The sequence below is a fragment of the Gallaecimonas pentaromativorans genome, assembly GCF_003751625.1.
GTDB lineage: Bacteria > Pseudomonadota > Gammaproteobacteria > Enterobacterales > Gallaecimonadaceae > Gallaecimonas > Gallaecimonas pentaromativorans.
In genome coordinates this window covers 45437-63182 of sequence record NZ_RJUL01000006.1, presented here as the reverse complement: position 1 = coordinate 63182, position 17746 = coordinate 45437, and the positions used below count along the sequence as shown (strand labels likewise).

Genomic DNA, 17746 nt, shown 5'->3' with positions numbered 1-17746 from the left:
AGTATGGAAGCGATTAGCTATTTTTCAAAAAAAGTGCCTGATTTCAGGGCAAAAGCAGCTTTTCTCTGTGGCCCTGACAAGAAGCGCAGTACCAGCCGGTAAGCCGCTCCTGCAACGGGCGCAGCACATACCCAGCCAGCATCACCAGCAGCCACAGACCGCCCGTTGCTAAAAACAGCAGCAGGTGCACATTACCGGAGAGGTTAAAGAGGGCACTTTTTTGTTCGCGCCGCTGGCGACATTGGCGGCAGTGGTGGCGGTCTTGAAATGGCATGGTCAACGTTCCTTGTTAAAAGGTGCTTTAGCGCTACGTAATGCATTCCTGACCGGATCATCCTGTCTATCATGCTTTGCGGAAAAAAGGGCCGGTTGGCCCTTTTTTTATCCGCTGATGCCTACTTTGAGGCGGGCGTGGCTGCTCACCTCGCGCCAGCGGCGGCGAAGGCCGGTCAGGCTCTGGTAACAAAGGGGAACCAGAAACAGGCTGACCAGGGTTGAGAGCAGCAGGCCGCCGATAATGGCGATGGCCATGGGGGCGTAGCTGGGGCCGCCGCCGCCGATGCGGGTACCGCCAAGGGCCAGCGGCACCAGCCCCAGCACCGTGGTGGCCACCGTCATCAAGATGGGGCGAAGCCGCTCGCCGCAGGCGGTGACAATCATCTCCCCAAGCGGGCCCTGATCTTTAAGCTGATTGATGCGGTCCACCAGCACAATGCCGTTGTTCACCACGATGCCCATCAGCACCAGCAGACCAATCATGCCCATGATGGTCATGGGGTTGCCGGTCAGCCAGAACGCCCAGAAAGCGCCGGTCATGGAGTAGAAGATGGCGGTGATGATGGCCAGTGGCATCAGCACCGACTCAAACAGCGCCGCCATCACGATGTAGATCATCACCAGCGCCAGCAGCATGTTGACCATCATTGCCTGCTGGCCTTCATCTTGGTTTTTAAAGCGGCCATCCAGGCTCCAGCGATAGCCGGGCGGCAGGGCCACCTGCGCCATCATGGCGCTGATCTGCTGGCGAGCCTCAGACAGCGGTAGCTTCTCCAAGTTGGCGCCGATGGCCACGGTGGTCTGGCGGTCGTAGCGTTTGATGGCGCCCACCTGAGGCTGCTCTTCGATGCGAGCCACCTGCTCCAGGCGAATGAGTTTGCCGTCACTGAGCCCCACCGGCAGCCTTTTTAGCATGGCGAGATCCCGGTGGCTTTGATGGTCGCTATAGAGGGTGACATCGGTTTCCCCCTGGTCGTTACGCAGGGTTCTGGCCGGAGCGCCGCGAAGGGCGAGGCTAATTTGCTGGGCCACGGTGTCGGCTTTAAGGCCCAGGGCGTCCAGGCGCTCGGCGATGGGGTAGATGCGAATTTCCCGGGCCAGGGCGTCTTGGTCGGCCCGCACGTCGGTCAGCCCCTTGATGGTGGCAAGCTGGGGCACTAATTCACCAGCGAGTGCCCGCAGCCGCTCGCTGGATGGCCCTTGCAAGGTCAGGCGTACGCCGTCGCCGCCGCCGTTAGACCAACCAAATTGGGGCCGGGCCAGGGCGGTTTTGGGCCAATGCTCGCGCAGGGTCTTTTTAAGGGCGTCCCTTGGCATCACCGCCGGTTTTGCCAGCAGCAAGGTGAGGGTGGCTTCAGAGGGGGCGTAGTAGGAGTAGACGCTGTCTACCCCCAACTCGTCCTTGTGGGCGTAGATGTAGGTTTCCATGCGGGTCACCTCCGCCTCTACCATGGCCAGGGGAAACTCGCCGGGCAGCGCCATGGAGATATACAGCTGTTTGTCGTCGCCGTCATAGCCGTCGTCGGAGGGCAACTGGCTCAGGGGCAGGAAGGTCGAGGCTCCCAGCAGGATAAACAGCAGCCAGGCCCTTAGCGGCCGCGCCAGCAGCCAGCGCAGGGCTTTAAGGTAACGGGCCGGTGTTTTCGCCGCGATTGGCGCCTTGCCTGAATAGCGCTTAGTGAGCAGTGGAATGAGGGTAATGGCCAGCAGCAAGGAGGCGGCCAGGGAAATGCAGATGGCCACCGATACATGCTTTAGAAACACCGTCAGCTCAATCTTGGCGCCAAAGAGGTTGGGCAGGAACACAATGGCGGTGGTCAAGGTGCCGGCCGCCATGGCCAGCGCCACCTTGTTCACCCCTTCGGTCACCGCCTCATCGCCACTCAAGCCCCGGGCCCGCTCGGTAGCGATGGACTCCACCACCACCACGGCGTTGTCCACCAGCATACCTACTGCCAGCATCAGCCCCATCATCGACAAGATATTGAGGCTCAGCCCCATGAAGTACATCACCGCCAGGGTCAGGCAGATGGCAAAGGGCACCGACAGCACCACCACGGCGGTCATGGCAAAGCGGCGCAAAAAGGCAAAAAGCACCAGGGCCGACAGCGCCGCTCCCACCATGCCCGATTGCAACAGGCCAGACAGGGAGTCCTGCACCGACTGGGCCTGGTTTTCCATCACGTACAGGCGCACCCCATCGAGCGCCGGGTTGTGCTCGGCGTCCTTGATGACCTTGAGCACCTCACCGGCCACATCCACCAGGTTGGCGCCGGACTCCTTGTAGACATCAAGGCCGACGGCGTAGGTCTGGTCAAAATGGCGGCCTTCACGGCGCTCGGGCTCGCCAACGCTGATATTGGCCACATCTTTTAGCTGCACGGCGGGGGTGAGGTAGATATCGCCGGCGTCTTTGGGGCTTAGCCAAGTACCGTTGGGGTGCACCAGCCATTGCTGGTGGGCGCCATAAATGTTGCCCGCCGCCAGTTGAAAGTTGGCCGCCTGCAGCCGTTTGGCCACTGCCAGCGGGCTTAGGGACATGGCGTAGAGGCGCTCGGCGCTAAGGTCGATTTTCAGCTCCGGCTTGTCGACGCCATAAAGCTGCACCTTCGACACTCCCGGTAGCCGCTCCAGGGGGCGCTTTAGTTCACGGTCCAACAGCTCATAGGCGGTGGCAAAGTCGGTCTTGCCGGAAAGGCGCAGGGTCAATACCGGCATGTCGCTGGTTGAGAACTGCACCACAAACACCCTTTCGACGTCTTTGGGCAGCAGGTGGCGGATGCTGTCAATCTGCTCGCGGGCCTCAATGCTTTTTGCGTTGACGTTGGTGGCCCAGTCGAACTCCATCTGGATAGAGGCGCCGTCGCTGGTGGACTCGGATTTCATCTCCTTGACCCCGGAAAGTCCCGCCAGGGCCTCCTCTATGGGGCGGGTGATGTTGGTTTCCACTTCCTGAGGGGTCGCGTTGGCGTAGGGGACCTGCACGCTGATTTGCGGGATCTCGATGCCCGGCCACATCTCCAGCGGCAACCAGCGAGAGGCGAGAAAGCCCATCATCAACATGGAAATAGACACCATCAGCACCGTTACCGGGCGCTTTAACGACAGGCTGGCAAGGCGAGCGGCGGCGTTATTCATGAGCGCTCTCCCGGCTGGTGATCTTAAGCAGTACCGGCAGCACAATCAGGGTCAGCAAGGTGGCAAACACCAACCCCGACATCACCGCGATGGCCATGGGCGCCCGCACTTCACTGCCGTCGCCAAAGCCCAATACCATGGGCAGTAGCCCCAGTACCGTGGTCAGGGTGGTCATGACGATGGGGCGCAGCCGGCTTTGGGCCGATTGAATGATGGCGCTTTGCAGGGCCGCGCCTTCAGCGCGCAGCTGGTTGACCCGGTCAATCAGCACGATGGCGTTATTGACCACAATGCCGGCCAGCATGATAAGGCCGATAAACACCACCACCGACAGCGGCGTGTTGGTCAGCCACAGCCCCAAGGCGGCGCCGGCACCGGCCAAGGGCACAGTCACCAGAATCAGCAGCGGCTGGATAAAGGACTCAAACTGCGAGGCCATCACCAGGTACACCAGGAAAATCGCCACCAGTAGCGCCGCTTCGAGGGACGAGAACGCCGCCTGGCGCTCGCCGCTCTGGCCGCCGAGCTCCAAGTGCACGTCGGGGGGCAGTTTGAGGTTGGCAATCACGGCCTTGGCGGCCTGTTCGCCCTCTTTTAAGTCGCCTTGGGCGATGGCGGCGTCCACCAGGGCAACCCGCGACTGATCAATACGGGTAATTTCGCTTGGGCCCATACGCTGGCTGACCTTGGCCACTGCCGAGAGCGGCAGCTGCGGGGTTATCCAAAGCCCGGCCACGTCTGCCACTTCGTCGCGGTGGCTGTCGTCCAGGCGCACCAGCATGTCGATTTTGCGGTCATCCAGTTGGTACTGGGAGGCCAGCGCCCCTTTGACCTTGTCGGCAATGCGGTGGCCCACTTGTGGCGCGGTAAGGCCGAGGCTTGCCAGGCGGGCGTGGTCAAAATCCACGGTCAGCTCCGGTTGGCCACTGGCCAGCGCCGCCTTGATGTCGGTAAAGCGGCTTTGGCTCTCAAGGCCCGCTGCCACCAGCCGTGATGCGGTGGCCAGGCTATCGAGGTTATGGCCGCTTATTTCGATGCTCAAATCCTGGTTGAAGCTAAAGAGCGCCGGGCGGTTGAACTGGCCTTCCACGCCGGGCCGCAGATCCAGCGCTTGGCGGATTTTATCTATCACCTGCGTTTCGTCGCTGCTGTGGTTCAGCACCACGTTCAGGCGACCCTTGTTGGGCCTGTTGTCCGCCGCCCCCTGGTTGGCCAGCAAGGCGCCGCCTGCTTGGGTGTAGGCGTGTTTTACCCGAGGGTCGTCTTTCAATACCTGCGCTAACTGATCGAGGGCCTTATCGGTGTCTTCCAGGCGAGCGCCGGCCGGCAAGGTGAGGTCTAAAAAGAATTCGCCCTGGGCAAGGTTTGGCAGCAAGGCCACCGGCAAGCGGGTGGCCAGGGCGCCGCAGGTACCCACCACCAACACCAGTGCCCCAAGGGTCAACCAGGGCCGGGTCAGGCAACGGGGCAGCAGCGTGTTGTAGCTCTTAGCAAGGCCATTAAAGCCTGCGCCAAAGGCGCTTCGCAGCGGCCAGAACAGCAAGCCTAGCAGGCGGCCTGCCTGGCGCCACAGCCAGTAAAAGGCGGCCAGCAGCCACATCAGCGGCAAGGCGCGGCGGCGAAGGGGCGGGGCACTTTTTACGGTATCCGCATGCTTGCCACGGGCGGCCAGCATCGGAATAAGGCTCAGTGCCACCAGTAAGGATACCGACAGGGCAAAGGTCACGGTCAGGGCCTGGTCGCGAAACAGCTGGCCGGCAATGCCTTCAACAAACACCAGCGGCACGAATACCGCCAGCGAGGTAAGAGTAGAGGCGGTAATGGCGCCAGCGACCTCGGTGCCGCCCTTGTGGGCCGCTTCCAAGGGAGAAAGCCCCTGGGCCCGGTAACGGGCTACGTTTTCCAGCACCACGATGGCGTTATCCACCAGCATGCCCACCGCCAGGGCGAGCCCCCCCAGGGACATGATGTTCAGGCTGACATGCTCGAACAGCATCAGGTTGAAGGTAGCGATAACCGATACCGGAATGGCCAGGGAGATAATGGCGGTGGCTTTGAAATCCCGTAAAAAGAGGTACAGCACCAGCATCGCCAACAGGCCGCCAAGCCAGGCCGAGTCCATCACTTCCTTGATGGCGTTGTCGATAAAGGTGGATTGATCGTAAAGCAGGGTAAGGGTGGCGCCGGGGGGCAGCATTTTTTCAAGGCGCGGCAAGGCGGCCTTGACCGCCGTGGCCATGGCCACGGTGTTGGCGTCCCCTTCTTTGTAGAGGGCGAGCTCAATCATCTGCTGGCCGTTGACCCGGCTGATGGCGTCCGGCTCCTTGTGGCCGTCCTTGACGGTGGCAATGTCTTTGAGCCGCACGCCGTCGGCCACCCAGGTATCGCCTATGGCATCGAGGCTGGTGTACTGGTTGAGGGTGCGCACCAAAAGGTCGCGGCCACTGTCTTCGATGCGGCCACCGGCGAGGTTAATGTTCTCGGCTTTTAGGCGATCGGCAATGCCTGCAAGGCTCAGGCCCAGCTGCGAGGCTTTGGTATCGTCCACCAGGATCTGAATTTCCTGCTCCAAGCCACCGCCGGGGCGCACGCTGGCCACGCCGTCTATGCCTTCAAGGCGCTGCTTGAGGTCGTCGTCGGCAAAGCTGCGAAGGGCTTTTAAATCGCCCTCGGGGGCACTTAGGGCCAGGCGTAGCACCGGGTCAAGGTTGGGGTTGTAACGAAGGATAATGGGCGGCTGCACGTCAAGGGGCAGCAATACCAAGTCGAGTTTTTCCCGCACTTCAAGGCTGGCCCAGTCCATGTCGGTGCCCCACTCGAACTCCAGCACCACATCGGAGCGGCCAGGGCGCGAATAGGAGGTCAGGCGTTTGAGGCCCTTGACCACCCCCACCGATTCCTCAACGGGCTTGGAGATGAGGGTTTCTATCTCCAGCGGCGCCGCGCCGTCGTAATCGGTGCGAATGGTGAGGGTTGGGTAACTCAAATCCGGCAGCAAGGTCACCGCCAGTTTGCCAAGGGCGACCATGCCAAACAGCATCACCGCCAGGGTCATCATGGCCACCGTCACCGGGCGGCGGACGGAAAACGCAACCAGGCTGTTCATCCGGCGATAACCTCAACTTCGGCTTTGTCCTTGAGGTGATGCTGGCCAAGGGTGACCACTTCGGCGCCCGGTGTCAGGCCATTGACCTCCACCCAATCTTTGTCGCCGTTACCCAGGGTGACAGTCTTGAGGCTGGCGATGCCGTTTTCGATAACAAAAAGCTTATAGGCGCCGTTCTGGTTGATAAGGGCCTGGCGCGGTACCAGGTGGGCGTCGGGGTGCAGGTTGTATTCAATCTGTACGTTGGCAAACATGCCTGGCATCAGCCGGCCGTCGCTGTTGGCCAGGTGCAGGGTCAGGCGAGCGGTACCGGTTTTAGGGTCCACCACCGGGCTTAGGCGAGTTATTTCGGCGTTAAAGCGTTGGCCGGGCAGGGCGGCAAAGGTGCAGTGGGCGCCGTGGGTGTTTTTCAGCTGGCCCAGGTATTGCTCCGGTACGGCGATATCCAGGCGCAGATCCTGGTGCTGAACGATATCAAACAGCGGCTGGTCGGGATTCACCAGGTTGCCGGCTTTAATGTAGCGGCGCGAGATGGTGCCGCTAATGGGCGCCTTGACGGTAGCGTATTTCAGATCAAGCTCGGTCAGCCCCAACTGGGCTTTGAGGCCGGCCAAAGACTGCTCAAGCTTGTCCAGGGTATCGGCGCTCACCAGCTTTTTGGCGTAGAGGTTACGGGTGCGCTCCAGCTCCTGGGACACCGACCGTACCTGGGCGGCCATGCGGTCACGTTCGAACTGGTAGCGGTCCGGCTCGATGCGGGCCAAGACCTGCCCGGCCTTCACCTCGTCTCCCTCTTCGATGTCGAAAGACTCCACCAAGCCCGACACCCTTGCTACCACTTGGGCTTCGTGCTCGGCGCTCAGGGTGCCGTGGCTTTCAAAGCGGGCCGCCATGGGCGCCACTTTGACGGTGGCGACGTTGACCGGGATCTTGACGGTTTTTTCCTGGGTGTCTTTGAGGGCGGTGGCTTCACCGGAAGAGCAGGCGCTCAGCACCAGGGCCAGGCTCAGGGCAATAAGAGACTTTTGCATGACGTGTTCCTTAACGTTCGCAGATGCTCTTAATTAGCGAGGGCCGTGCCAATATTTTTATTTGTTTAAAATCATGTGGTTATGGTTTCTCGTTCAGGCTGTGTTGGTGAATTTCACCACTGCGTGGCGAAATTGATCGCAAAAGGTTAAAAAACGCCCGGCCTTAGTGGCCGGGGCGGTAACCGTCGTTGAGGCTGCCCAAAAAGGCGATGATGTCCTTGATTTGGGCGGCGCTTAGCGCGGGGCTTTCGCCGGGGTGGCGATTGAAGGGCGCGTCGGTGGTGTCGATGTTGGCTTGGTAGCGCCTTGGCAGGTCGTTAAAGGCCAATATCTTGCCGCTGGGGTCTTTGGGGTAGAAGCGCTCTGGCGCCAAATCCCGGTACACATACCAGTTCAGCACCTCATTGAGGGACGAAAAGACGCCGTTGTGGAAAAAGTGGCGGCGTCTGGCGCTGTTGCGAAGGCTTGGGGTCAGGAACATGCCGCAGTATTGGGTCTGGGCCTGTAAGTCTGCTCTAAAGGGGCCGCACAGACCCAAATCAAACCAGTGGGGGTTGTGGTTGGCCACAATGGCTGGATTGCGGGGCACGCCCAAGGCTTCATATTGAAAGTCGGTAAAAAGCGGCGGCAGGCCGTCTTTACTGACCGTATCAAGGTGGCAGGCCGCGCAGTTACCGGTCTTGGGGTCGTTAAAGGCCAGATAGCCGCGCAGTTCGCTCTGGCTGAGCCTTGCCTTACCTTGCAGCCAGGCATCAAAGCGGCTGCTAAAGGGGTGAAAGGCAGTGTCTTCCATCTGGTAGCGGGCGATGGCAAACATCGCTTCGCTTACCGCCTGGCGCGGGCTGTCAAACACCTGCTGGCCAAAGAGGCGCTGCATCTGCTGGCGATAAGGCCCACTGGCCAGGGCCTTGGCCACAAAGGTCTCGGAAGGGGCCGCCATTTCCACCGGGTTAAACAGCGGGCCGCTTGCCTGCTGCTGCAAGGTGTCGGCGCGGCCGTCCCAAAAAAGCCCGCCCATGGGCACCAAGTTGGCGGCGGAGCGTGCGGTATTGCCGGCGCTTTTACTTGTGTGGGTACTGGCCGCGGCTAACGCCGCCTGTTGCTGCACCGTCAGCACCTGGTCGTTGTCGCCTGGCGCATCGGGGCCGATGGAAAAAAGCGGCTGGCGGTAGAGGTATTTAAGGGAAGGCACCGCCCTGAAGCCTTGCTGGTGCAGGGCCGGGCCACCGGCCATCACGGCGGCATTGCCCGGTGGCCCATAGTCGGCCTCGGGGCTGTGGCAACTGGCGCAGGCCAGTTGCCCGGAGCCTGACAGGGTTTTATCGAAAAAAAGCCCCTTACCCAGCTTGGCCATGGCCGAGAGCGGCTTTGGCGTAGGCAATACCAGTGCCTTGGGGTGAGGGTTGATGCCGAAGCTCAGTTTCAGGGCATCGACGGGATGAATCCAACTGGCAAGGCTCAGGGGGGAAAGGCCCACCAGTGCGATAAGCGCCAGCGCTGGCAACAGCAGCCAGCGCGCTTTTGATAGGTATTTTACTGACATCAGCAATCAAGGCCGCCCGCAGGCGGCCTTTTTACTCAGGCTTGGTGATGAGGATGCTGGTCGCGGCCTTTTACCGGGGTGCCAAGATCCGGGTCAAGAAACAGCGGCTTCTCATTACGGTGTTTGAAATCAAACATATCCATGATGCTACCGGCGCTGGCATCAAAGGAGCCGCCACCCAGGCGCTGCCCGGCCAGCCAGTTGTCCTCGATAAAGCGGACAATGGAGGCCTGGCTGATGGGGGTGTGGCTCACGTAGTTGCGCTTGGCAAAGGGTGAGAGCACCAAAAAAGGCACCCGAGTGCCGGGGCCGCAGCGGCCGTTGACCGGCTTGCCGGCAAGGCCATTCGGGGCGTCGCCGCTGCCGCAGACACCGTCGCCGCCGAGTTTGTCGGCAGCATCATAAGAGGCATGGGTGGGCGCCTGGTAGGCATGGTCGTACCAACCGTCGGAGTCGTCCCAGGCAACGATGATGGCGGTATTTTTCCAATCCGGTTGCTGCTCGAGGAAGTTGACCACCTTGGTGATAAAGGCCTGTTCGTCCAGCGGATCGGAATAACCGGCGTGGCCGTCCTGGAAGGCCGGGGCCTTGAGGTAGGACACCGCCGGGTAGTTGCCGGCTTTAACGGCGGCAAAGAAGTCGGTCAGGTCGTACTCGTGGTTGGCTGGCTCGGCGGTTTTACCGTCAGCGAGGGTGGAGTAACCGATGGCCGACACCGAAGAGGGGCGGGCATGGCTGGGGTTGGCGGTGGACTGGTAATACTGGAACCAGGCGTGGTGCGGGATGTAGTCGGTCACGCTGCTGCTCACCACTTGGGAATAGGTGCTGCGCTGGCAGTCGGTGGAGCCGTTGGCGTTATTGGCGCTAAGGTCAAAGCCGCCCATGAAGCTGCCCCAGCTGATGTTCTTGCCGTTGAGCAGATCGCCGATGTTTTTGCCGGTCATCCAGGCCTGATCGGTGGCCGAGGAGCAGACATCGGTGGCCGGGTCGACGTCGTTGATCATGGTGTAGCCGCCCTGGCCGTCATCCACGTAGTAAGAGTGCTTGGACGATTCCACCAATTGCAGGCCGTTGGTCTGGCCTGATACCGCTTCCAGGGCGCCGGGGGTGGAGGGACCGTAGGTGTCGGTGTAGGCGTTGTCGCTCATGGCAAAACGCTGCGCGTAGTGCCACAGCGCGGTAACGGTGTTGCCGTCAAAGTACCCCATGACCTGGCCCTTGGTGCCAAAGGCGCCCACGTTACCGGCAGAGCCGCGGCCGGTATATTTGGGGAAAAGATCGGCCTTGCCGCCGTCATAGGCCTGCTGCTCAGCGCTGTAGGCGTGGTTTTGGTCGGCAGTGTTGGCCTGGGTGCGGTCTAGGCGAAAGGGATTGGCCGCATCGCTGCCGTTGGCGCTGTTGGTGGCATTGGGGTTGTTGCTAAGCAGCCCGGCACTGACCAGGTTGTTGACCTTAGGGGTGTGGGGCAGGGCATGGAATGCCGGTTCGCCGTCAGGGTTGGTGGCCCTTGGGTAAGTGGCAAAGTAGTGATCAAAAGAGACGTTTTCGCTGTACAGCACCACCAGGTGTTTGATGGGCGTTCGGGTGGCAAGGTGGTCGGCCGGGGTGTGATGAGGGTGGGCCAAGGCCAGAGCAGGGAATGCGCCAAGGGCCAGCGCCAGGGAAACAGAGGTCAAACGAAACATCGGTATCTTCCTTATGGACGGGCGTATCGGATAAGAGAAATAAAAAGGCAATAACGCGCGTTGGCAGCCCATGGTCGGCAATCAAATTGACACCGGTATGTCAGTTTTATTGCAAGGGCAGGGAATGGGGGCGGCTTGGCAATGGCAGCATGAAAAAGGGACCCGAAGGTCCCTTTGCTTATTTGTGGGTGGCCTGGTCGTAGAATTTTTCCAGGTCGTCCGCCAGTTCTTTGTGGGCGGTGGGGTTGAGGTAAATCATGTGGCCTGAAGGGTAGTAGCCAAACTGCAGGTTTTTCTGCAGGGATTTTGGCAGCTCCATATGGGCCAAATCGAACTCGGTGCCGAAAAACGGCGTGGCCAAGTCGAAGTAACCGTTGGCGCTGAACACCTTGAGGTAAGGGTTGGTACGCATGGCGTTACCGAGATCGGCGACCACGTAAGGCATGGGCACTGGCCAGTGGCTGCCGGGCACGGCGTGTTTCCAATCCCAAGTGCGGATGGCGTCCATGGCGAACAGCTTATAGGGCACCTTGCTCTCGAATTTGAGGTCGTTGGCCAGGTAGCTGTTAAAGGCGGCCACAAAGGCGCCGGTAACGGCGGTGTCGGAAGCGTCGGTGTCCGGGGTTTCGCCGGCGGCGTCTTCATCGATACCCATGAAGCGGCCATCGTAGCGGCCCACGGTCAGGCGCTCGTCACGCATCAGCTCTTTACGGAAGCGGCTGGGGTCAACCTGCAGGTTGGCCTCTTTGATGTACTGCACGGAAAGACCGGTGTACTGGTGCAGCTTCTGGGCGACGGCATCGGCCTCGCTTTCAGAGATGTTCTGGCCCTGAGCCAGAGCATGGGCGTACTCGCCGCTGGCAAAGTCGCGCACTTCTTTAAGGAAAGGCGCCAGCTCGGCCGGTTTGTTGGTCAGCTTATTGTGGTACCAGGCGATAGCGGCGTAGGTGGGCAGGTTGTTGATGTATTCGCGGTCCAGGCCAGGCATTTCGGCGCCGTAGTTGAGGATGCTCGATACCAGCACCACGCCGTTCATGGTCACGCCGTCTTCTTGCAGGCGGTTAACCAGGGCTGCGGAGCGGGTAGTGCCGTAGGACTCGCCCATCAGGAATTTGGGGTCGTTCCAGCGCTTGTTGACGGTGACATAACGCTCGATAAAGCGGGCAAAGGCGTCAACGTCCTGGTCTACACCCCAGAACGGCTTGGAAGGGTCTTCCTTCTTGCCGCCTTTGTCGGCCTTGTCGTCTTTAGGGGTAATACCGTGGGAAAAACCGGTGCCCATGGCGTCGATAAACACCAGATCGGATTTATCCAAGATGCTGTTGGGGTTGGCCGTTACTTTGTAAGGCGGCGGCGCCGTAGGTTTACCGTCGGCGGTTTGCACCATCACCGGGCCAACCGAGCCCATGTGCAGCCAGATGGAAGACGAGCCTGGACCACCGTTATAAAGGAAGGTAACCGGCCGTGGCTTGTCGCTTTTGACGGTGTAGGCAACGTAGAACACCGATGCGTCGGCGGTACCGTCGTCTTTACGGATCAGCAGGTTACCGGCAGTTGCCTTGTAATCGATGCTGTCGCCGTGCAGGCGCACTTCGTGGCTGGTGGTAACCGCGTCTTCCTTGGGTTCGGCGGTTTGGGATTGTTGCTGGGGTTCATGGTCGGTCGCGGCCACGACCGATGCCATAGGCGCGGCGGCCAGGCAGGTGATCAAGAGATGTTTGGCAAAATGCATGTCGATACTCTCAGCTTCCTGAACGATGTTGTTATCAGGGCTGCCCTGGTGGGATGAAAAGTGCTCTTTCGAGACGGGTGTGACAGGGGCAGCTTTATCAGCATGCGCTTTTAAGCGGAGAGATAGAACCGTTATAACGTACGGTTTGCGGCGTGAAACTAACGTTTTAACGAAAAAAAAGAGCGGCTAAGCCGCTCTTTTTGATTCCGGACAACTTTACTTCTTGGAAGCAAAGTCGCGCAGAGTCTGGCCTACATACAGCTGACGGGGACGGCCAATTTTGGCAGTCGGGTCAGAGTGCATTTCGTTCCAGTGGGCGATCCAGCCGATGGTACGGGACATGGCGAAGATCACGGTGAACATGGAAGTGGGGATACCGATAGCCTTGAGGATGATACCGGAGTAGAAGTCCACGTTGGGGTAGAGCTTCTTCTCAACGAAGTATTCATCAGACAGGGCAATGCGCTCCAGTTCCATGGCCACATCCAGCAGCGGATCCTGGATGTTCAGCTCCTTGAGCACCTGGTGGCAGGTTTCACGCATCACTTTGGCGCGGGGGTCAAAGTTTTTGTAGACGCGGTGACCAAAGCCCATCAGGCGGAACGGATCGTCCTTGTCCTTGGCACGAGCCACGAACTCGGGGATACGGTCAACAGAACCAATCTCTTCGAGCATGCGCAGGCAGGCTTCGTTGGCGCCGCCGTGGGCAGGGCCCCACAGGGAGGCGATACCGGCTGCGATACAGGCGAAGGGGTTGGCACCGGAGGAGCCGGCCAGACGCACGGTAGAAGTAGAAGCATTCTGCTCGTGGTCGGCGTGGAGGATGAAGATCTTATCCATGGCGTCGGCCAGGATCGGGTTCACCTTGTAGTCTTCACACGGGGTGGCGAACATCATGTGCAGGAAGTTTTCTGCATAAGACAGTTCGTTACGCGGGTAGATGTAAGGCTGGCCGATGCTGTGCTTGTAGCACATGGCAGCGATGGTCGGCATTTTGGACAGCAAGCGGAAGGCCGCTACTTCGCGATGGCGAGGATTGCTGATGTCCAAAGAGTCGTGATAGAACGCAGACAGGGCGCCGACTACACCACACATGACAGCCATGGGATGCGCGTCAGGACGGAAGCCCTGGAAGAAAGCGCGCAGCTGCTCATTGAGCATGGTGTGGGTTTTTACGATGTTACGGAACTCATCAAACTGCTCTTTATTGGGGGCTTCGCCGTAGAGCAGGATGTAGCACACTTCCAGGTATTCTGCCTTTTCGGCCAATTGGTCGATGGGGTAGCCGCGGTGCAGCAAAACCCCTTTACCGCCGTCGATAAAGGTAATGGCAGATTCGCAGGATGCAGTGGCCAGGAAGCCAGGGTCAAAAGTGAAAAGACCGTGTTTGCCCAAAGTTCGGACGTCGATTACGTCCTGGCCGGCGGTGCCAGAAAGGATAGGCAATTCAATAGCTTCCTTGCCTTCCACCATAAGTTTGGCAATATTTTCCGCCATACAACATGTCTCCTTTGGTCGTGAATTCGTCGATGTTGCGGTCGCAAACAGCCGCCCTTTTTAATCGCAAATGGTCCGATTTGTCAATTTAAGACAAATCTGGGATTTGTCGAATTACCCTAAATGGCACCTTTATTTAATGGGTCATATTTGCACTTTCTGAAAGGCACAATTGCATCCTTACTGTTGCTTTCAAGACACTGATAAACAGTAGAACGCAAGGTAATTTGTGATCGAGCTCAAGTCGTTGAAATTGGCATCTTGGCTCATTATACTTGGCCCCGGGTTGGCCTTGCCGGCTTTGCCGAATGCTGTCTGACTTCTTATCAGTCACCCAGTTGCATGTTCCTTCTTTTGGGACATGACCAGCGAAGCCCAGGGGCACCTCCATCCGGTTTAGCTGGTGATACAACAACAAAGGCTCTTAAGAGCCGAGTGGGCAGACATCGTGAAAAAGCAAAGACCTGTCAATTTAGAATTGCAGACCATCCGCTTTCCAATTACTGCTATTGCGTCAATCCTCCACCGCGTTTCTGGCGTTATCATGTTCTTTGCCGTAGCCATCCTGATGTGGATGCTGGCCAAGTCCCTGTCGTCTGAAGCCGGCTTTGCTGCCGTGCAAAGCATGATGAGTGGCTTTTTTGCCAAGTTCATCGTTTGGGGCATCCTGACCGCTCTGGCATACCATTTGGTAGGCGGTATCCGTCACTTGATCATGGATATGGGTTATTGGGAAGAACTTCCCAGCGGTAAAGCCTCCGCTTCCGCCGCCTTTATCATCACCGTGATCCTTTCCGTTCTCGCAGGAGTGTGGCTATGGTAACTAATGCAGGCACCCTTGGCCGCACCGGCGTTCATGACTACGTACTGGTGCGAGCCTCCGCCGTAGTAATGACACTTTACGTGTTGTTCCTGGTTGGCTTTCTGGTTATTACCCCCGACTTGACCTACGCCACCTGGACTGCTTTTTTCAGCAATCTGGGCGTTAAAGTATTCACTCTTCTGACCCTGATCAGCCTGTTGGCACACGCCTGGATTGGCCTGTGGCAGGTTCTGACCGACTATGTCAAACCGACTGGCCTTCGCATCGTGCTGCAGTTCGTACTGAACATCATTGCCTTTGCCTATGTGATCAGCGGCTTTGTGATTCTGTGGGGTGTGTAAGTGACTATTCCAACTTATGAATTTGATGCAGTCGTAGTAGGTGCCGGCGGTGCCGGTATGCGCGCTGCGCTGCAAATTTCCAAAGAAGGCAAGAGCTGCGCTCTGCTGTCTAAGGTGTTTCCGACCCGTTCCCACACTGTTTCCGCTCAGGGCGGTATCACTGTGGCCCTGGGCAACACCCATGATGACAACTGGAAATGGCACATGTATGACACCGTCAAAGGTTCCGATTACATCGGTGACCAAGACGCCATCGAGTACATGTGTAATGTCGGCCCTGAAGCCATCCTCGAACTCGAGCACATGGGCCTGCCTTTCTCCCGTCTGGAGAACGGCAAAATCTACCAGCGTCCCTTTGGCGGCCAGTCTAAAAACTTTGGTGGCGAGCAGGGCGCTCGTACCGCTGCTGCCGCTGACCGTACCGGCCACGCCCTGCTGCACACCCTGTATCAGCAGAACGTGAAGAACAACACCACCGTGTTCTCCGAGTGGTACGCGCTGGATCTGGTAAAGAACAGCGAAGGCCACATCGTTGGCTGTACCGCCATCGACATCGAAACCGGTGAAGTGGTGTACTTCAAGTCCAAGGCTGTGGTACTGGCTACCGGCGGTGCCGGTCGTATCTTCCAGTCCACCACCAATGCCCACATCAATACCGGTGACGGCGTTGGTATGGCCAGCCGTGCAGGCATTCCCCTGCAGGACATGGAAATGTGGCAATTCCACCCCACCGGTATCGCCGGTGCCGGCGTGCTGGTAACCGAAGGTTGCCGCGGCGAGGGTGGTTATCTGCTCAATAAAGACGGTGAGCGCTTCATGGAGCGTTACGCTCCCAACGCCAAGGACCTTGCGTCCCGTGACGTGGTGGCCCGTTCCATGATGATCGAAATCCGCGAAGGCCGCGGCTTTGACGACCCCCACATGGGTCCTCACTGTAAGCTCAAGCTCGATCACCTGGGTAAGGAAGTGCTGGAAAGCCGTCTGCCCGGCATTCTGGAGCTGTCCCGCACCTTTGCCCACGTGGACCCGGTTAAAGAGCCGATCCCCGTTATCCCTACCTGTCACTACATGATGGGCGGTATTCCTACCAACGTGCACGGCCAGGCTATCAAGCAGGTCGATGGCAAGGACGAGCCGGTTGTCGGCCTGTTTGCGGTAGGTGAGATTGCCTGTGTATCCGTACACGGTGCCAACCGTCTGGGCGGTAACTCCCTGCTTGACCTGGTGGTCTTCGGCCGTGCGGCCGGTCTGCATCTGGGCAAGGCTCTGGACGAACTGCCAGCGCCTAGCGTTACCGATGAAGACATCGAAAATGCCCTGGTGCGTTACAACCGCTGGGAAAGCAATAAGACTGGCGAAGACCCGGTTCAGATCAAAAAAGATCTGCAAAACTGCATGCAGCGTAGTTTCTCTGTGTTCCGTGAAGGCGAAGCCATGGCCGAAGGCCTGGAGGAACTCAAGAAAATCCGCGAGCGTGTCAAAAACGCCCGTCTGGACGACACCTCCAAGGAATTCAACACGCAGCGTATCGAGTGTCTGGAACTGGACAACCTGGTGGAAACCGCTTTCGCGACCGCCCTGGCTGCCAACTTCCGTACCGAATCCCGTGGCGCCCACACCCGCTTTGACTTCCCGGATCGTAACGACGAAGAGTGGCTGTGCCACAGCTTGTTCGACCCGATCACCAGTGAGATGAGCCGCCGCGAAGTAAACCGCGCGCCGACCCTGCTGACTGATGAAGAGCTGGTGAAGTTCAAGCCCAAGGCGCGGACCTACTAAGGAGTACGGGATGAAAGTTACATTTTCTGTTTACCGCTACAACCCGGACGTCGACGCTAAGCCGCACATGCAGGACTACAGCCTGGACGTGCCGGACGGTTCCGACCTGATGGTGCTGGATGCGCTTATTCGTCTGAAGGAACAGGACCCGACCCTGTCCCTACGCCGTTCCTGCCGTGAAGGGGTTTGTGGCTCCGACGGCATGAACATGAACGGTAAGAACGGCTTGGCCTGTATCACTCCGCTGTCTGCCCTTGGCAAGCACGTGGTGATCCGTCCGCTGCCTGGCCTGCCGGTTATCCGCGACTTGGTCGTGGACATGGGCCAGTTCTATACCCAGTGGGAAAAGGTCAAACCTTACCTGCTCAACGACAGCAAGCAACCGCCGGCTCGCGAGTTCCTCCAGTCTCCTGAAGAACGCGCCAAGCTTGACGGCATGTACGAGTGCATTCTCTGCGCCTGCTGCTCCACTTCCTGCCCTTCTTTCTGGTGGAACCCTGACAAGTTCATCGGCCCTGCCGGTCTGCTTGCCGCTTACCGCTGGCTGGCTGACAGCCGTGACACCGCCACCGAGGAACGTTTGGCCGGTCTGGAAGACCCATTCAGCGTATTCCGCTGCCATGGCATCATGAACTGTGTGAACGTGTGTCCTAAAGGGTTGAACCCCACCAAGGCTATCGGCCACATCAAGTCCATGCTGCTTAAGCGGGCTGTTTAGTCTCGTGCTTCCTCAGCCTGGACTGGGGACCGAGCGCTAGCTAAATAGCCACGCCTCTGTTTGAGGGGTGGCTATTT

At 59.0% G+C, this 17746-nt stretch carries 12 protein-coding genes; 4 read left to right on the top strand and 8 right to left on the bottom strand.

Going from position 1 to position 17746, the window contains the following annotated elements:
- Positions 1 to 43: 43 nt before the first annotated feature.
- The 8 genes from EDC28_RS11745 to EDC28_RS11710 form a co-directional block, all read right to left on the bottom strand.
- Entirely contained in the window at positions 44 to 274 is a 231-nt protein-coding gene (locus EDC28_RS11745; RefSeq protein ID WP_123421726.1) for a hypothetical protein, read from the bottom strand.
- A gap of 107 nt (positions 275 to 381) precedes the next feature.
- Positions 382 to 3414 (bottom strand): efflux RND transporter permease subunit, encoded by a 3033-nt coding sequence (locus EDC28_RS11740; RefSeq protein WP_123421725.1) that lies wholly within the window; start codon positions 3412 to 3414, stop codon positions 382 to 384.
- Positions 3407 to 6520: an efflux RND transporter permease subunit gene (locus tag EDC28_RS11735; protein ID WP_123421724.1), complete on the bottom strand. Its 3114-nt coding sequence runs from the start codon at positions 6518 to 6520 to the stop codon at positions 3407 to 3409. Before EDC28_RS11735 ends, EDC28_RS11740 begins: the two co-directional genes overlap by 8 nt.
- Positions 6517 to 7551, bottom strand: coding sequence for an efflux RND transporter periplasmic adaptor subunit (locus EDC28_RS11730; protein WP_123421723.1), 1035 nt, complete (start codon positions 7549 to 7551; stop codon positions 6517 to 6519). The genes EDC28_RS11735 and EDC28_RS11730 overlap by 4 nt, the downstream gene beginning before the upstream one ends.
- Positions 7552 to 7714: 163 nt before the next feature.
- Complete coding sequence (locus EDC28_RS11725; protein WP_123421722.1) at positions 7715 to 9094, bottom strand: cytochrome-c peroxidase; 1380 nt, start codon at positions 9092 to 9094, stop codon at positions 7715 to 7717.
- Between the two features lie 35 nt (positions 9095 to 9129).
- On the bottom strand, positions 9130 to 10779 hold the full coding sequence (locus EDC28_RS11720; RefSeq protein ID WP_050659989.1) for a phospholipase C: 1650 nt from the start codon (positions 10777 to 10779) through the stop codon (positions 9130 to 9132).
- Between the two features lie 178 nt (positions 10780 to 10957).
- A complete protein-coding gene (locus EDC28_RS11715; RefSeq protein ID WP_123421721.1) occupies positions 10958 to 12511 on the bottom strand; it encodes a S10 family peptidase in 1554 nt (517 codons plus the stop codon).
- 216 nt (positions 12512 to 12727) lie between these two features.
- Positions 12728 to 14008 carry a citrate synthase gene (locus tag EDC28_RS11710; protein WP_123421720.1) on the bottom strand — a complete coding sequence of 427 codons (1281 nt, stop codon included), beginning with the start codon at positions 14006 to 14008 and terminating at the stop codon, positions 12728 to 12730.
- Positions 14009 to 14453: 445 nt separating this feature from the next.
- On the opposite strand from EDC28_RS11710, the gene sdhC reads away from it, so the two are divergent.
- Genes sdhC through EDC28_RS11690 form a run of 4 tightly spaced genes read left to right on the top strand, consistent with a single transcriptional unit; the run spans position 14454 to position 17669 of the window.
- On the top strand, positions 14454 to 14831 hold the full coding sequence (sdhC, locus tag EDC28_RS11705; protein WP_123421906.1) for a succinate dehydrogenase cytochrome b556 subunit: 378 nt from the start codon (positions 14454 to 14456) through the stop codon (positions 14829 to 14831).
- Positions 14825 to 15172 carry a succinate dehydrogenase, hydrophobic membrane anchor protein gene (sdhD, locus tag EDC28_RS11700; protein WP_050659992.1) on the top strand — a complete coding sequence of 116 codons (348 nt, stop codon included), beginning with the start codon at positions 14825 to 14827 and terminating at the stop codon, positions 15170 to 15172. Before sdhC ends, sdhD begins: the two co-directional genes overlap by 7 nt.
- Positions 15173 to 16951, top strand: a complete 1779-nt coding sequence (gene sdhA / locus EDC28_RS11695; RefSeq protein ID WP_050659993.1) for a succinate dehydrogenase flavoprotein subunit — start codon at positions 15173 to 15175, stop codon at positions 16949 to 16951. It begins immediately after the preceding gene.
- Positions 16952 to 16961: 10 nt separating this feature from the next.
- Positions 16962 to 17669 (top strand): succinate dehydrogenase iron-sulfur subunit, encoded by a 708-nt coding sequence (locus EDC28_RS11690; protein WP_050659994.1) that lies wholly within the window; start codon positions 16962 to 16964, stop codon positions 17667 to 17669.
- Positions 17670 to 17746: the final 77 nt, after the last annotated feature.

Excerpts from the sequence above, each read along its gene's own strand:
- EDC28_RS11745 (WP_123421726.1), bottom strand. The coding sequence starts at position 274 with ATGCCATTTCAAGACCGCCACCACTGCCGCCAATGTCGCCAGCGGCGC.
- EDC28_RS11740 (WP_123421725.1), bottom strand. The coding sequence starts at position 3,414 with ATGAATAACGCCGCCGCTCGCCTTGCCAGCCTGTCGTTAAAGCGCCCG.
- EDC28_RS11735 (WP_123421724.1), bottom strand. The coding sequence starts at position 6,520 with ATGAACAGCCTGGTTGCGTTTTCCGTCCGCCGCCCGGTGACGGTGGCC.
- EDC28_RS11730 (WP_123421723.1), bottom strand. The coding sequence starts at position 7,551 with ATGCAAAAGTCTCTTATTGCCCTGAGCCTGGCCCTGGTGCTGAGCGCC.
- EDC28_RS11725 (WP_123421722.1), bottom strand. The coding sequence starts at position 9,094 with ATGTCAGTAAAATACCTATCAAAAGCGCGCTGGCTGCTGTTGCCAGCG.
- EDC28_RS11720 (WP_050659989.1), bottom strand. The coding sequence starts at position 10,779 with ATGTTTCGTTTGACCTCTGTTTCCCTGGCGCTGGCCCTTGGCGCATTC.
- EDC28_RS11715 (WP_123421721.1), bottom strand. The coding sequence starts at position 12,511 with ATGCATTTTGCCAAACATCTCTTGATCACCTGCCTGGCCGCCGCGCCT.
- EDC28_RS11710 (WP_123421720.1), bottom strand. The coding sequence starts at position 14,008 with ATGGCGGAAAATATTGCCAAACTTATGGTGGAAGGCAAGGAAGCTATT.
- sdhD (WP_050659992.1), top strand. The coding sequence starts at position 14,825 with ATGGTAACTAATGCAGGCACCCTTGGCCGCACCGGCGTTCATGACTAC.
- EDC28_RS11690 (WP_050659994.1), top strand. The coding sequence starts at position 16,962 with ATGAAAGTTACATTTTCTGTTTACCGCTACAACCCGGACGTCGACGCT.